This is a genomic window from Williamsia sp. Y853 (assembly GCF_056786495.1).
Genome location: NZ_JBXCJC010000002.1, coordinates 55925 through 71244, shown reverse-complemented (window position 1 = coordinate 71244; position 15320 = coordinate 55925). Strand labels below are relative to the sequence as shown.

Below are 15320 nucleotides of genomic sequence, written 5' to 3'. Positions count from 1 at the left end.
GTCGAGGGGCCCCGGTGGGCCGGATCGGGTCAGCCGGCGGGCCGGATCGGGTCAGCCGGCGGGCCGGATCGGGTCACGGAGGTGGCAGCGTCGGCAGTAGTGACTGCACTTCCGGTGGGAGGCAGATGATCACGCAGGGACCGGGTGTTGGTGACGGCGACGAGCTCGACGAGGAACTCTCGCTCGGGCCGGGCGAGGGACTGGTGCTGCTGGAAGAAGACGAGGAGGACGAACTCGAGGACGAACTCGAACTCGACGGTCGCGGATCCGGAAGTGGGCCGGTTTCGGTTGGCGCGGCGTTGGTGGCGTATCCGGTGGCCCAGGAGAGCACGTTTGCCACGTATTCCATCGAATTGTTGTACCGCAGAACCGCGCTGACCCGGACCTTCTCCGACATGATGTCGGTGACCCCGGAACACAGGTACCGGCCTGCGGAGTAGGTGGCGTCGAAGATGTTGTTCGGATTCACGATGCCGTCGCCGTTGGCATCGGAGCCCCAGGCGGCCCAGGTCGACGGGATGAACTGCATCGGACCCATCGCTCGGTCGTGTTTGATGTCGCCGTCCACGCGACCGCCGTCGGTGTCGGTGATCACGGCATTGCCTGCCACCGTGCCGTTGAGCACCGGTCCGGCGATCGTGGTGAGCGTGGTGCCGGAACTGTCGACGTTGCCACCCCCGGCATGTCCGGATTCGATCCGGCCGATGGCCGCGAGCAGGAACCACGGCAGTTTGCACTGCGGGGTCTCGGCGCCGACGCGTTGTTCGGCGAGTTTGTAGGCGTGCAGGACGATTCCCGGGATTCCGAGCGGTCCGGTCGGGAGCAATGTCGCGGGCACGCGCTGGGGTTCGATCGCGGCGGGCACCGGGAGGACCTCGCGCGGCGCCGGCGGCGTGAAGGCGAGGTCGGGGCGAGCTGCCGCGGGCAGGATCTCGGCTGCGGCGACGACGTGATCCACCTCGGTGTTGGCGGTCAGCGCAGGCGCCGGACCGATCTGTGCACTCGAGGTGACCGCAGCCAGCACTCCGACACCGATGACCGCACAACCGGTCAGCATCTGGACTCGACCCCACTGCACGCAAAAGCTCCTGGTTCATCTCCCCGACACCCGGAATGGCCCGGGCGAATGTGACCCACGATACATTTTTGTTACTGGCGTGCATGGAGAAATCAATTAGTCACAGATAAGTAACGATTGGCAATCCGGCGGCAGATCCGCTGCGCGCGGGGACGTCAATCGGAATGCGAAGCACCTGGTTTCGAGGACTCCTCGGCCTTGGCCTGATCGCCGAGAATTCGCTCGGACAGTTCGGTCAGCAGATCGTCGAGCTCGCGGCGCAGATAGTCGCGGGTGACGGTGTCGCCGACCGCAAGCCGGACCGCGGCCAGCTCCCGTGCCAGGAACTCGGTGTCGGCCTTGGTCTGCTCGGCGCGCACCCGGTCTTCCTCGAGCGAGACCTTGTCCCGGTTCTCCTGGCGGTTCTGGGCCAACAGGATCAGCGGTGCGGCATAGGCGGCCTGGGTGGAGAACGCCAGGTTGAGCAGGATGAACGGGTACGGATCCCATTGCAGCGTGACGACTGCGAGGTTCAGGAAGATCCAGACGATGACGAGCATCGTCTGGATGGCGAGATAGCGCCCGGTGCCCAGGAAACGTGCGACGCGTTCGCTGTAGACGCCGACCACGTCCGAATCGAGATTGAGCTTCCATCGGCGTCGCTCCCCGGGGGTGTCCAGGCGTCGTGCCGAACGCGCACTCTGTCGTTCTGCACGGTCCTTGACGTGCGAATCGGAACCGTTTGAACTCATCACCGCATCCTTTCGGTGGTGGCTTCGTCGTCGACCTCGTCGTCGGCCTCGGTCTCGCGCCAATCCTCGGGCAGCAGATGGTCGAGGAGGTCGTCCACCGTCACCGCACCGATGAGGTGTCCGTCGTTGTCGAGGACCGGTCCGCAGACGAGGTTGTAAGTGGCGAAATAGCGGGTGACCTTCTCCAGGGAATCGTCGGATCCGAGGCAGGGGAGCCGGTCGTCGAGGATGCCGCCGACGAGATTTGCCGGTGGTTCCCGCAACAGGGCCTGGATGTGGACACAGCCGAGATATTTGCCGGTCGGTGTGGAGGTCGGTGGTCGCACCACGAATGTGAGGGATGCCGATGCGGGTGTGAGGTCGGGGTCGCGGGCCCGGGCCAGCGCCTCGGCGATTGTCGTCGAGGCGGTGACCACGAGTGGTTCGGTGGTCATCATGCCGCCTGCGGTGTCGGGCGAGTGCCGCATGAGCCGGCGCACCGGTTCGGACTCCTGGGGGTCCATCAACTGCAGCAACGCCTCGGCCTCGATGTCGGGGAGTTCACCGAGCAGATCGGCCGCGTCATCGGGGTCCATGGCCTCGAGGACATCGGCGGCCCGTTCTACCTTCATATGACTGAGCAGCTCGGTCTGGTCGTCCGAGGGGAGTTCCTGGACGACGTCGGCCAATCGCTCGTCGTCCAGTGCCGAAGCGATCTCCAGGCGACGTTTTGCGGGCAGTTCGCGTAGCGCGTGGGCAACATCGGCGGCCCGCATGCCCTCGAACTGCGACAGGATCTGGGCGACGCCCTGCCCGGGCAACGCCAGTGCGCTCTGCGTCAGGCCGAGCACGTGGTTCCACTCGACCACATGCGTCTCACCGCGTCGGCCGAGTCGGGTCCGGGCGCCACGGACCGCCACCCGAGAGATCACCCAGTCGCGGGTGCGTCGTCGCTCGATCGCCAGGTCGACCACTGTCAGGTCTTCGCCGTGCAGGTGCTCGAGATCCGGATCATCCACGCGGACACGGGATTCGACGATCTGACCGAGCACAAGTGCCTCGCCCGGGCGGATGATCAGCCGGCGCAGGCTCACGGTTCCGGTGTTGAGTGTCACGGAGTTGGGTTCGATGGCGGTGACCCGCGGCATCGGTACAAAAATGCGGCGACGGGTGGTCAATTCGACCGCCAGACCCAGAACCCGGGGTTGCCCGGTGCCAAACCTGATCGAGACCACCACGTCGCGGACCCGACCGATGGATTCCCCATCCGGTCCGATCACCGCCAGACCGGCCAGCCTGGCCACGAATGCCTTGCTCACCGCTGCCATGGCTGTAAGGGTAGTTGGGCACCTTCGCCCTGCTCGGCAGCGCCTTCGGTACGGCCACGTCCACCGCAGATATCAGCGCCGGGCAGAATCAGACATGGGCAGAATCAAATACGGGGAGAATCGGAGTTGTTCGCATCGAGCAGCGGGTTTCGAACACCGGATGTGATCCTGCGAAGCTCTTGTCGCCAGTAGATGACCGAACGCCACACCATCGTCACGAGGAGTCACATGCACGCCGCCGCCCGCCGGTCCATTCTCGCCGTACCCGCCAGCAGTTCGCGGATGCTGGAGAAAGCGCGCGGTCTGCCTGCCGACGAGATCTTCCTCGACCTCGAGGACGCCGTGGCCCCCGGAGCGAAGGAGGCCGGTCGGGCCGCGGTCGTCACTGCGCTCGCGGCCGCTGATTGGGCCGGCCAGGCCCGGGTCGTCCGGGTCAACGACTGGACCACGCCCTGGACCCTCGACGACGTGGTGACCGTGGTGCGGGGTGCCGGTGCACATCTGGATTCGATACTGCTCCCCAAGGTGACATCTGCCGCGCAGGTGACCGCATTGGACATGCTGCTGCGCCAGCTGGAGATCAATTCGGGGTTGCCGGTCGGGCAGATCGGCGTGCAGGCGCAGATCGAGAATGCCCAGGGTTTGGCTGCCATCAACGAAATCGCCTCGGCGAGTGACCGATTGCGTTCACTGGTGCTCGGTCCCGCCGACATGATGGCCAGCTTGGGTATGCGTGGCCTGGCGGTGGGAGAGCAACCGCAGGGCTACGTCCATGGCGACGCGCATCATCACGTGTTGATGACCATCCTGGTCGCCGCGCGTGCACACGGTCTGAGGGCCATCGACGGTCCCTACCTGAAAATCGATGATGCGCAGGGGTTCCGGGCGGTCGCGGAGGCGTCGGCGGCGCTCGGCTACGACGGCAAGTGGGTGGTTCATCCGAGCCAGATCGACATCGCCAACGAGGTCTTCAGCCCGCGTCAATCCGACTACGACACCGCTGAGAACCTCCTCGATGCGTACGCGCATGCCACGTCGGCCGAAGGCGGCGAGCGCGGTGCGGTCCGCTTCGAAGGTGAGATGATAGATGAGGCGAGCCGGAAGATGGCCGAGGTGATCGCCGCCAAGGGGCGGGCCGCGGGCATGACCCGGACACCGGCCGAAGCGTCCACGAAGGGCTGAAGCAGCATTCGGCCCCCGAGCACGTAAGTCGGCGCACGTAGGCCAGCGCACGTAGACCCGAGCACGAAGACCGAGCACCTAACCCAAGGACATGGTGACGATGAGTAATCCGATGCGACCAAATCCACGACCAGGCCTGCCCACACCGCCCAAGGGGTGGCCGATCGGTTCGTACACGACCTACGCCGAAGCGCAACGCGCCGTCGACTTCCTGGCCGACGAGCACTTCGAGGTGCAGGATGTCACCATCGTCGGTGTCGACCTGATGCAGGTCGAACGGGTTCTGGGGCGACTGACCTGGGGCAAGGTGATCGGCGGTGGGATCGTGTCCGGAGCCTGGCTGGGTCTGTTCTTCGGTCTGCTGGTCGGGATCGTTGTCGAGGACCCGTTGATGCCGTTGATAATTGGCCTCGTCGGCGGCGTCATCTTCGGAGTCGTGTCGACGTCGATCCCCTACGCGGCCACCAGGGGACAACGGGATTTCGCATCGACGATGCAGTTGGTTGCCGGCCGCTACGACGTGCTGTGCGATCCGAAGAGCGCCGAACGGGCCCGCGACATGTTGACCCGCCTGCAGCCCTAGCCGGATCCGGCCGGTCGCGACACGCCTGCGGCCCCACCGCGTTACGCCGACGACGCTGCGACACGCCTGGAACGGCGTTGCCTTGCGCTATTCGATGACTTCTTAGTACAACTATGTCCATAGTGCTGCGCGTCACGTTTTGACGCCTATAACGTAAGTGCTGGGCATTCAGGTGTGCTTGGAAGACCGCGCGCACCTCCGACGCATCGAGGAGGCTGCGTGAAGCGCACAGGCGATCGCCCCGTGGACGGGGAATTGTCCACAGGTTTTGACGGAGCGGCGTCCCAGGATTCGGGGCCGAAGAAATACGGCGGACTCAAGAAATTCGGATTGTCGTGCGCTGCAATCGCTGTGGCGCTCCCGGTGATCAGCGCCTGCGGTTCCGGTTACACCGCCGGAACAATCAACATTTACGCGCCCGCCGATGGTGCCTCATTCATCGAAGAGGCCGGCAATACCTGCACCAAGAATTCGAATGGCGAATACAAGATCAAGACATTCGCCCTCCCGAAAGCCGCCGACGATCAACGGCTGCAGTTGGCGCGCAGGCTCGCAGGCAACGACAAGGGCCTCGACCTCATGGGCATGGATGTGGTGTGGACCGCTGAGTTCGCCGACGCGGGCTGGATCGAACCGGTCCCGGATGACATGGCCGCCACCATCGCCGACACGACGCTCGGTGGGCCGGTCGAGACCGCGCTGTGGAAGACCGACGAAGACGAAAAAGAGCGTCTCTACGCGATTCCCACCTGGACCAACACCCAGCTGCTCTGGTATCGGAAAGACGTTCTCCAGCAATATCTGAACCGGACCACCCCGCCCACGACGTGGGACCAGATGCTGGTCGAGAACGAAGAGATCCGCAAAGCAGGCGGACCGAGCTACATCATGGTGCAGGGCAAGCAATACGAGGGCCTGATGGTGTGGTTCAACTCGGTCCTCGTCAGTGCCGGTGGGCAGGTACTCGACCCGGAGAACCCCAACAAGCAGACACTTAACGACACCCCCGAACACCGGGCCGCCACGCTGCGGGCGCTGCAGACACTGAAAGCTGTTGCCACCGCGCCTGGCGCCGATCCCTCGATCACGAACAGTGACGAGTCGTCGGCGCGGCTCGGGATGGAAAGCGGCCTGGCCACCTTCGAGGTCAACTGGCCGTTCGTGTTCCCGTCGATCCGGTCGAACTCCGCCGCCGGTGACGTCGCGTTCATGAAGGAGGTGCAGCAGCAGTTCGGTCCGCTGTTCGCCGATCCCGACAATCCGCCTGCCGATGAGGATCTGGCTCCGGCCAACGACCTGGTGCGGAACAAGTTCGACTTCGCCAGGTACCCGGGTGTGGAAGCCGATCAGCCGTCAAAAGTGACGCTCGGTGGCGTCAACATCGCGGTTGCGGACACCTCGCAGCAAAAAGAACTGGCGTTCAAGGCCGCTCAGTGTTTGACCGACGAGCAGTCACAGAAGCTGTACTCGATCAGCGGTGGCACCCCTCCCACGATCGAGTCCATCTACAGCGACCCCGAGTTCAAGGCCGCGTACCCGATGGGCGATGCGATCAAGGCTCAGTTGGAGACCGGTTCGGCCGCACTGCGCCCGGCCTCGCCTGACTACCAGGCGATTTCGACGCTGATAACCGCAAAGCTCAGCCCGGTCGGCTCCTGGGATCCGGAACCGATGGTCGACATACTCGCCGAACAGGTCGACAAGGCCATCAAAGGGGAGGGACTGATCCCATGACCGCAACGATGGACAGAGAATCTGCACCGAGCAAGAAAAAGAAGAAGCCCCCGCTCAGTGAGGGCAAGCGGGCCGAGCGGCGGCTGGGCCTCTGGCTGATCACCCCGGCGGTGATCATGATGATCCTCGTCACCGGATACCCGATCGTGTATGCCTTTTGGCTAAGTCTGCAAAAGGCGAGCCTGTCGGCGCCCGGCGATGACGAGTTCATCTGGTTTTCCAACTACGGCACCGTACTGACCGACAGCTATTGGTGGACGGCGCTCAGTGTCACGCTGTTCATCACGGTCGTGTCGGTCGTCATCGAGTTGGTGCTCGGCATGGCGATCGCACTTGTCATGCACCGCACGCTCTTTGCCAAAGGCGCGATCCGCACGGTGGTCTTGATCCCGTACGGCATCGTGACCGTGGTCGCGGCGTTCTCCTGGTACTACGCCTGGACACCGGGTACGGGTTATCTGGCGAACCTCCTGCCGGACGGCAGCGCACCGCTCACCGAGCAGTGGCCGTCATTGGCGATCATCATCCTCGCCGAGGTCTGGAAGACAACACCATTCATGGCGCTGCTGCTCCTGGCCGGATTGGCTCTGGTCCCGGACGATCTGCTCAAGGCGGCACAGATGGACGGTGCCGGTGCCTGGACTCGGCTGTGGCGGATCATTCTTCCGCTGATGAAGCCCGCGATCCTGGTGGCGCTGCTGTTCCGCACCCTCGATGCCTTCCGCGTATTCGACAACATCTACATCCTGACCAGAGGTAGCAACAACACCTATTCGGTCTCGATGTTGGGCTACGACAACCTGTTCAAGGCGTTCAACCTGGGCGTCGGCTCCGCGATCAGCGTGTTGATCTTCCTTTGCGTTGCGATCATCGCGTTCATCTTCATCAAGTTGTTCGGGGCCTCGGCGCCCGGCTCTGACAACGAGGGGCGGTAGGCACCGATGAATAATTTGATGGGACGCCGTATCGGGTGGTCGGTCGTCAACCTGCTCGTGTTGGTCTACGCGTTGATTCCGGTCCTGTGGATCATGAGCCTTTCGTTCAAGCCACCGGGGTCGGTGAAGGACGGTAATTTCATCCCGTCCGAATGGACGTGGGACAACTACACCAGCATCTTCGAGACCAGTGCATTCACCTCGGCGCTGCGCAACTCGATCGGAATCGGGTTGATCACCACGGTGATCGCCGTGGCCCTGGGCACGATGGCCGCCTATGCCATTGCGCGCCTGGACTTTCCGGGCAAGAAGGCGTTGGTGGGCGCGGCTTTGCTGATCGCGATGTTCCCGCAGATCTCATTGGTGACACCGTTGTTCAACATCGAACGCCGGCTCGGTCTGTTCGACACCTGGGCCGGTCTGATCCTGCCGTACATCACCTTTGCGTTGCCGCTGGCGATCTACACGTTGTCGGCCTTCTTCCGGGAGATTCCCTGGGAGCTGGAGAAGGCCGCCAAGATGGACGGCGCCACTCCGGCACAGGCTTTCCGTAAGGTGATCGCGCCGCTGGCCGCGCCGGGCATCGTCACCGCGGCGATCCTGGTGTTCATCTTCGCCTGGAACGACCTGCTGCTGGCCATCTCGTTGACATCGACGGAGCGATCGATCACGGCTCCGGTGGCGATCGCGAACTTCACCGGCAGCAGCCAATTCGAAGAACCCACGGGATCGATCGCGGCGGCGGCTGTGGTCATCACGATCCCGATCATCATCTTTGTCCTTCTGTTCCAACGTCGAATCGTTGCCGGTCTGACCTCCGGCGCTGTGAAGGGATAACCAATGTCCGATATCGTGCTGGACCAGGTGACCAAGAAATACCCGGATGGTTCGGTGGCCGTCAACGATGTGAACATCAACATCGCCGACGGTGAGTTCATCATCCTGGTCGGCCCTTCCGGCTGCGGGAAGTCGACAACGCTCAACATGATTGCCGGCCTGGAGGACATCACCTCGGGGGAGTTGCGGATCGCCGGCGAGCGGGTCAATGAGAAGGCGCCCAAGGACCGCGACATCGCCATGGTGTTCCAGTCCTATGCGCTCTATCCGCACATGACGGTGCGCCAGAACATCGCGTTCCCGTTGACCCTGGCGAAACTGTCCAAGGCAGAGGTCTCGGAGAAGGTCGACGAAGCTGCGCGCATCCTCGACCTCGGTCAGTACATGGACCGCAAGCCGTCGAATCTGTCCGGTGGTCAACGACAGCGCGTGGCGATGGGCCGGGCTATCGTCCGTTCTCCCAAGGCCTTCCTGATGGACGAGCCACTGTCGAACCTCGATGCGAAGCTGCGCGTGCAGATGCGGACCGAGATCGCGGTACTCCAGCAGCGCCTGGGCACCACGACGGTATACGTGACCCACGACCAGACCGAGGCCATGACCCTCGGCGACCGGGTCGTGGTGCTGCGGGCGGGCAATGTTCAGCAGATCGGGACGCCCGCCGAGCTCTACAATTCGCCGGCGAATCTGTTCGTTGCCGGATTCATCGGGTCGCCGTCCATGAACTTCCTGCCGGGACGATTGACCCAGACCGGCATCGAAACCGCCATCGGTGAGGTCGTACCCATCGACGTGGGCAAGGTCATCGACAACGCCAAGCAGGTCAAGAGCAACGGTGAGGTGCTGATCGGTATCCGGCCCGAACATTTCGAGGACGCGAATCTGGTTGATGCGATTGCGAAGTCGCGGGGCGCGACATTCGACGCGAAGATCACGGTGCTCGAGTCGATGGGTTCGGACAACTACGCGTACTTCAACATCGAAGGCGGACAGGCATCGTCTGCCGCGCTGGCCGAGATCGCGGCCGATGCCGGTCAGGAGATGGGCAGCGGTCAGTTGATCGCACGGCTTTCACCCGAGTCGCCAATCGCCAAGGGGCAGCAGGCAGAACTGTTCTACGACACCTCGAAGGTCCTGGTGTTCGACCAGCACAGCGGCGCAAACCTCAGCTTGTAGGGGCCGGCGGTCAGGGCATCAGGGGAGCTTGCGGCGACGACGCGCGCGGGTGAGGAGTTCGTCGATGATCTCCTCATCCCAGATGTGCCTGCGCACCAGACGGTAACGCTCGCACGCCAGCCACAGATACAGTTCGGCGTCGCTGTCGATGTCGGGCAGGACCTCCGCGCGGCGAGCCATCCTGACCACCGGTAGGAATTCTTCGCCGAACCAGCGGCGCGCGACCTCGGCCCGGTGAAGGAATGTTCCCGTTTCCTGGCTGAGCCGAAAACCCCACGCTTCGATGTTCTCTGCCAGTTCGGCGTAGTCGAAGGGGTCGTCGAACGAGATCGCCTCGCGCTGTTTGCCTTCCAGCGGGACGCGGGACAAGAAGAGCCGACGGTGATCCTTCATGATCAGGTCCGAGCGGGCATTGATGCCCTCGGGGGATATCCGCGTGTGGATCTCGGTGACATAGGCGTCGATCGTGCTGAATTTCCGGGCGATGGCGATCGACACGCGATGATGACCGTCGATGACAAAATGCATCTTGCCGATGCGGTACAGCTGGACCGGTGGTACGGATTCGCCTCGGCGCTGGGCGGCGGCGAGCCGTTGCCATCGTTCTCGCACCCGGGCCGATGTCGGCCGGAAGTAGCGGTCGAAATCGCGGGTGCGGTCGACGCTTCCGACAATCGTGGAGACTTCCACAACGACCAGGCCGAGGTAGGTTTCACCGGTCTTGCCCAAGGCGGCAACAACTTCGTCGAACGGCAGAATCGTGTTGACGTCGGCAGGCTGCCGGGTCAGCCAGGCCGACAGCCGGGCCAGTTCGGCTTTTCGACGTTGCCTGCTGAAGTCGTTTTCGGCGTCGGGGCCGGGAAACCCGGTGTCACGAGCCATGTCGCCTCCGTTGGACCGTGATCTCGCCGCCGCCCGGTTCGATGTCGAAGACGCTGTATCCGACGGTGTTCATCGAGATCGTGCTCGAACGCAGCGACCCACCGAGCCTTCGTTTCTTGTGCAAGATCGTGTGGTCCATCGGCGTCTGTCCGTGAGGATGGATGTGTCCGTGTACCAACAGTTGTGGGCGCAGGCGGTAGATCAGCGGCAGGTAGCAACGGAAACCGCGATGGGGTCCGTCTTCGGCGTCTCCGATACCGCGGGGCGGGCTGTGGGTCAGCAGGATGTCGATGTCACCGAACCCGGGTGTGAAACGGTAGCGGAACCGTTGGAGCGCAAGCCGGTTGGCGTGTCGGCGCTGGGTGGCCTCGCGGTACTGGTTGGGTCCGTCGCTGTAGCGGATGCTGCCACCGAGCCCGGCGATGCGCAGTCCGGCGACCGTCACGATCCGGCCGTCGGCGTTCACCGCCCCCTGCGGACCGGGGTCTGTGGTCGGTAGTCCGGCTCTGGTCCAGCCGCTACGTGTGCGTTTGTACCCGCTCAGGTCGCGGTCGTGGTTACCTGGCACGAAGACGCAGGGCGCCTCGAACCGGATCATCAGCTTTTCGAGATAGTCGAAGGGCAGGTCGCCGGCACCGATGATGAGGTCAGGCGCGAGTTCGTCGGCCGCCCCATGTTGGAGGCTGTCGACGACTTCGTCCGAGACCGCGAGCACACGTACCACTTCACCGACCCTAGCCACTTCGCCGACCTCAGCCATTTCATCGACCCTAGCCACTTCGCCGACCTCAGCCATTTCATCGACCCTAGCCACTTCGCCGACCTCAGCCATTTCATCGACCCTAGCCTCGTGGGGCCGTCGAGATACCGAAGATGGTGGTGTTTAACTAGGCAGTGCAATGAGTGATTCAGAATCGTCGGTGATCGAACGGGTGTCGGCGCACCTTCAGCAGGCATTCTCCGGTGCGGAGCCCCAGCGGGCATCGGTGACCTTTTTGGGTTTGGAATCGATTGACGTACTGCGATTCACCGGCGGTTTCGATGCTGCCGGGGGCGCTTCGGACGGGGCTGTCGAGGTCGCCTATGTCTCACTGGGTTGCAGCCGCCATCCGATGGGTGAGCCGGATCAGATGCTGGTCGATCCCAGCGTTGGTCCCCGTGGCGAGATCGTGGTCCGGATGTACGCTGCGTCGCCGCTGCCGGGACTTCATCGCAGCGTCGCGATGCTGGCGGCGGCACCGGCGGTCGAGGGCCTGGTGCTCACCCCCGACGGTTTGATCGACCTCGGTGAGCCGCTCTGGGAGGGTTCGAACTGCACGGCCGTGGTGTTGGAGGCCGACGCCGTCGCACCGTGCCCGCTGCCCGGCGACCTCGAAGACGTGATGTTCTTCCGGGCCATCCCGATCACTGCCAACGAGGCCGCCTGGGTTCGCTTGAAAGGTCTCGACGCCCTGCGCAGCGCCTGGACCGAGGCGGGTATCGACGTCCGCGATCCGGTCCGCGCCGGCGCCACCATCGGCTGAGCCCCGACCGGTCAGAGGCGGGGCGGGCCCTGTGCAATCCGCTTGCGGGTGGCCTCGAGATCACCGCCCGCGGTGAAGCTCGATTCGATCCACCAGGTTGCACCGGCGGTGCGGCATGCCTCGACAACGGCGTTGTCCGACGGACTCTCGGTGGTGCCGAATCTGATGACGTCGTAGGGATCCTCGCCAGTGCGATGGGTGGTGACGTAGTCGACCGCGCTGCGGACATCCTCCGGGGCGACGTCGAGTCCGTAAGTACCGGCGGTGACCAGTCCGTCCCACCGCGCAGCGCGCCGGAGCGGGCTGCGGGCCGGCCACGACGCGGCGACCCAGATCGGTACCCGCGGTTGCTGCACCGTGGGTGTGAATGCGGCGCATTCGATGTCGTAGTGGTCGCCGTGATGGTTCACCGGTTGTCCGCTCAGGAGCTGAGCCAGGACGTCGAGACCTTCGTCGAGCGCTTCCGCCCGTTCCTTGGGGTCGCTGCTGTCGCCGAATGCGGCGTAGTCGGGGAGGTACGGGTAACCGGCACCGACCCCCAGGGTCAGGCGTCCGCCGGAGAGATGGTCAAGGGTGATGATCTCGCGAGCCAGTTTGCCCAGATGTCGTCGGGGGACCGGGGTGACCAGTGTGCCCAATCGGATGCGCTCGGTTTGCAATGCCATCGCGGCGAGTGCGATCCACGGGTCGACCACGGGTTCGGTGAATTGCAGATGGTCCCAGAGGAAGAATCCGTCCCATCCGGCCGCTTCGGCGTCCGCCGCCAGGCCTGCGAGAACCCGGGCGTCGCCGCAGAAGTCGAAGTTCGGTGTGTAGTAACCGAACTTCATCGGAGGAACCTGTGTGGATGTGGGAGGCATGGGCCAGAATGTTACAGATATTCCAGTTCTTGTAAAGTGTGTATGTGACGATTGATGGGCGTGGTGACAGCGATTCCAGCCGGACGCGGATCCTCCGGGCGACGGCGACGGTGCTTGCCCGGATGGGTCCGAGCCGGTTGAGCATGTCCGAGGTGGCGACGGCTGCGAAGGTGTCGCGGCCCACGCTGTACCGGTACTTCCCATCGAAGGAAGCGCTACTGGATGCGCTCGGTCAGCACGAGCAGGAGCGGGTGCGCGCGGCGGTGGCGGCCGCGGTTGACGGATTGAGCGGCCGCGAACGACTCGAGGCGCTGTTGCGGTACATGGTCGAGTCGCACAACTCCTATCCGCTCCGGAACCTCATCCTCATCGAACCCGAGCATGAGTTGGGCGAGATCGAACGCGTGCTACCTGTTGTGCAGCAATGGATTGCACCCGAATTCCCTGGCGAGGGTGGCGCCACGACCGCAGGCGCGATCGCGCGTATCGCGATCTGCCACTACCTTTTTCCCGCAGACGACAACGGTGCGTCGTTTCTCGCCCAGCTGCGTCAGGTCGCCGGGCTCGGCGACTGAGGAAGCAGGATGTCCCGGCTCAAACGTGAGACGTGTTCAGAGCCAATGATTTTTGCGGAACGTGCGCCACAGCGCAGTGCAGACGCCGACGAGGAAGGCCAGCACGATGAAGTAGCTGTACTTCCACTGCAGCTCGGGGATGTTCTCGAAGTTCATGCCGTAGATACCTGCGACCATCGTCGGCACCGATGCAATTGCAACCCAGGCCGAGATCTTGCGCATGTCGGTATTCTGTTGGATACCCACCTTGGCTCCGGCCGCATCGATGAGCGACGTCAGCACCTCGTCGTAGCTCGCGATCTGCTCGTTGACGCTGCTGTGGTGGTCTTGGACATCGCGGAAGTATCGGCGCACTTCCTTGGGCACCAGCTTGTCCTCGGATCCGGTCAGGCGGCGTAGTGCCAATTCGAGTGGATCGACCGCCCGCCGTAGTTCCATCACCTCACGCTTGAGGAGATACACCGGTTCGATCTCGACCCGGCGGCCGGGAGAGAAGACGGTCTCTTCCATGGCGTCGACATCCACCTCGATGCGTGCCGTGACGTCGATATAGGTGTCGATCACGTGGTCGGCCACCGCGTGCATCACCGCGCTGGGTCCCAACACGAGCAGCTCGGGACGCGCTTCGAGATCTTTGCGCACTCCCGCCAATCCGGTGTGATCGCCGTGGCGGACCGTGATGACGAAGTCGGGGCCCGATATCACCATGATCTCGCCCGTTTCGACGACTTCGTTGGCGACCTGAAGTGTTTCGTGTTCAAGATATTTCACGGTTTTGAGCACCAGGAACAGAATGTTGTCGTACTGCTCCAGTTTGGGGCGCTGGTGTGCCAGGACCGCATCTTCCACAACCAGTTCGTGAAGCCCAAAAGCCTCTGCGACACTTTCCATCTGGCGGTTGTCAGGGGCGTGCAGACCGACCCAGACATAGCCTCGACCGGTCGTCTGGACCTCTTTGAGGGCGCCGGAGAAGGTGCGCATGCCGGGCAGGCGGTGACCCTCCACGTACACCGCGCAGTCGACAACCGCTCGTGATGGTGGAATCGGCACCGGTGCCGCGACTTTCGGTTCGACGGCGCCGGGGCGAAGATGTGGCCGCGAGGGCATGACAGCCTCCTTCGTTGCGGGTGTCGAACTCAGACTCGACCCCTCGAAGATCGTACGCCCTCCATACCACCCGGCGTCGCCATCGGCCATGGGTTGCGAATCAGGTGAGAGACTGTGCGCCATGGGCTTCGACACCACGCTCTACCTGACCATGTTGATCACGCTCGTGGTGATCATGGACCCGCCCGGACAGGTGCCGCTGTTCCTGTCGCTGGTCGGTCATCGTCCGCCTGCGGTGCGCAACCGTGCCGCCTGGCAGGCACCGGCCGTGAGTTTCTTGGTGATCACGGTGTTCGCGATCGCGGGCAACGCGATATTGAGCTACCTGCACATCGGCATACCCGCGTTGCAGGGCGCCGGGGGACTGTTGCTGCTGCTGGTGGCGCTGCAGCTACTGACCGGCCTCGGTAACGCCGGGAATCCGCAGTCGGTCTCCGACGATGTGAATGTCGCGCTGGTGCCGCTCGGGACCCCGCTGCTCGCCGGTCCGGGCGCCATCGCGGCGGTCATCGTCAACGTCAGTCAGGCCGACGGTGACACCGCCGCCTACCTCGCGATCGGTGCCGCGATCATCACCGTCCACATCGTGCTGATCGCGGTGCTGCGCTTCTCGACGGTCCTGATCAAGGTGCTCGGTATCGGCGGGATCACCCTGATGGCCAAGATCGCGGGCCTGTTGCTCGCGGCGATCGCGGTCCAGTTGATCGCCGATTCAGTGCGGGGCTTCATCGTCGCAGGCTAGTGACTCGAACCGATCGAAATGTTGCCTGATGCTCACGATCCGGAGGTCTTGGAGTGTGAGCCCGGTCA

The 15320-nt window shown here is 63.8% G+C and carries 16 protein-coding genes; 9 read left to right on the top strand and 7 right to left on the bottom strand.

The window, feature by feature from the left end:
- Window positions 1-73: 73 nt before the first annotated feature.
- From AC1TPF_RS12330 to AC1TPF_RS12320, 3 genes are all read right to left on the bottom strand, one after another.
- A complete protein-coding gene (locus tag AC1TPF_RS12330; RefSeq protein ID WP_482144177.1) occupies window positions 74-1078 on the bottom strand; it encodes a lytic transglycosylase domain-containing protein in 1005 nt (334 codons plus the stop codon).
- Between the two features lie 155 nt (window positions 1079-1233).
- Window positions 1234-1809, bottom strand: coding sequence for a DUF1003 domain-containing protein (locus AC1TPF_RS12325; RefSeq protein ID WP_482138612.1), 576 nt, complete (start codon window positions 1807-1809; stop codon window positions 1234-1236).
- A complete protein-coding gene (locus AC1TPF_RS12320; RefSeq protein ID WP_482138614.1) occupies window positions 1809-3116 on the bottom strand; it encodes a magnesium transporter MgtE N-terminal domain-containing protein in 1308 nt (435 codons plus the stop codon). Before AC1TPF_RS12320 ends, AC1TPF_RS12325 begins: the two co-directional genes overlap by 1 nt.
- Window positions 3117-3344: 228 nt before the next feature.
- Between AC1TPF_RS12320 and AC1TPF_RS12315 the strand changes: the two genes are divergently transcribed.
- The 6 genes from AC1TPF_RS12315 to AC1TPF_RS12290 all read left to right on the top strand — a co-directional run bounded on the left by AC1TPF_RS12315 (window position 3345) and on the right by AC1TPF_RS12290 (window position 9563).
- Window positions 3345-4298 (top strand): HpcH/HpaI aldolase/citrate lyase family protein, encoded by a 954-nt coding sequence (locus tag AC1TPF_RS12315; RefSeq protein WP_482144700.1) that lies wholly within the window; start codon window positions 3345-3347, stop codon window positions 4296-4298.
- A 100-nt stretch (window positions 4299-4398) separates the two neighbouring features.
- Window positions 4399-4881, top strand: a complete 483-nt coding sequence (locus AC1TPF_RS12310; protein ID WP_482138615.1) for a YflT domain-containing protein — start codon at window positions 4399-4401, stop codon at window positions 4879-4881.
- A gap of 219 nt (window positions 4882-5100) precedes the next feature.
- A complete protein-coding gene (locus AC1TPF_RS12305; RefSeq protein WP_482138617.1) occupies window positions 5101-6615 on the top strand; it encodes an extracellular solute-binding protein in 1515 nt (504 codons plus the stop codon).
- On the top strand, window positions 6612-7550 hold the full coding sequence (locus AC1TPF_RS12300; RefSeq protein WP_482138618.1) for a carbohydrate ABC transporter permease: 939 nt from the start codon (window positions 6612-6614) through the stop codon (window positions 7548-7550). Before AC1TPF_RS12305 ends, AC1TPF_RS12300 begins: the two co-directional genes overlap by 4 nt.
- Before the next feature lie 6 nt (window positions 7551-7556).
- Window positions 7557-8387 carry a carbohydrate ABC transporter permease gene (locus AC1TPF_RS12295; protein WP_482138620.1) on the top strand — a complete coding sequence of 277 codons (831 nt, stop codon included), beginning with the start codon at window positions 7557-7559 and terminating at the stop codon, window positions 8385-8387.
- Between the two features lie 3 nt (window positions 8388-8390).
- On the top strand, window positions 8391-9563 hold the full coding sequence (locus AC1TPF_RS12290; RefSeq protein WP_482138622.1) for an ABC transporter ATP-binding protein: 1173 nt from the start codon (window positions 8391-8393) through the stop codon (window positions 9561-9563).
- Between the two features lie 18 nt (window positions 9564-9581).
- Here the strand turns inward: AC1TPF_RS12290 and AC1TPF_RS12285 are convergent, their stop codons facing one another.
- A complete protein-coding gene (locus tag AC1TPF_RS12285; protein ID WP_482144175.1) occupies window positions 9582-10445 on the bottom strand; it encodes a chromosome partitioning protein ParB in 864 nt (287 codons plus the stop codon).
- Window positions 10435-11169, bottom strand: a complete 735-nt coding sequence (locus AC1TPF_RS12280) for a metallophosphoesterase family protein (protein ID WP_482138798.1) — start codon at window positions 11167-11169, stop codon at window positions 10435-10437. Before AC1TPF_RS12280 ends, AC1TPF_RS12285 begins: the two co-directional genes overlap by 11 nt.
- Window positions 11170-11344: 175 nt before the next feature.
- Here AC1TPF_RS12280 and AC1TPF_RS12275 point away from each other — a divergent pair, with 175 nt between their 5' ends.
- Entirely contained in the window at window positions 11345-11968 is a 624-nt protein-coding gene (locus tag AC1TPF_RS12275) for a suppressor of fused domain protein (RefSeq protein ID WP_482138625.1), read from the top strand.
- A gap of 11 nt (window positions 11969-11979) precedes the next feature.
- Here AC1TPF_RS12275 and AC1TPF_RS12270 read toward each other — a convergent pair whose 3' ends face one another.
- Window positions 11980-12828: an LLM class flavin-dependent oxidoreductase gene (locus tag AC1TPF_RS12270; protein ID WP_482138627.1), complete on the bottom strand. Its 849-nt coding sequence runs from the start codon at window positions 12826-12828 to the stop codon at window positions 11980-11982.
- Between the two features lie 44 nt (window positions 12829-12872).
- Between AC1TPF_RS12270 and AC1TPF_RS12265 the strand changes: the two genes are divergently transcribed.
- Window positions 12873-13403 (top strand): TetR/AcrR family transcriptional regulator, encoded by a 531-nt coding sequence (locus tag AC1TPF_RS12265; RefSeq protein WP_482138629.1) that lies wholly within the window; start codon window positions 12873-12875, stop codon window positions 13401-13403.
- A 36-nt stretch (window positions 13404-13439) separates the two neighbouring features.
- On the opposite strand, the gene AC1TPF_RS12260 is transcribed toward AC1TPF_RS12265, so the two are convergent.
- A complete protein-coding gene (locus AC1TPF_RS12260) occupies window positions 13440-14510 on the bottom strand; it encodes a magnesium and cobalt transport protein CorA (protein ID WP_482138631.1) in 1071 nt (356 codons plus the stop codon).
- A 121-nt stretch (window positions 14511-14631) separates the two neighbouring features.
- Here AC1TPF_RS12260 and AC1TPF_RS12255 point away from each other — a divergent pair, with 121 nt between their 5' ends.
- Window positions 14632-15252 carry a MarC family protein gene (locus AC1TPF_RS12255; protein WP_482138632.1) on the top strand — a complete coding sequence of 207 codons (621 nt, stop codon included), beginning with the start codon at window positions 14632-14634 and terminating at the stop codon, window positions 15250-15252.
- Window positions 15253-15320 lie beyond the last annotated feature (68 nt).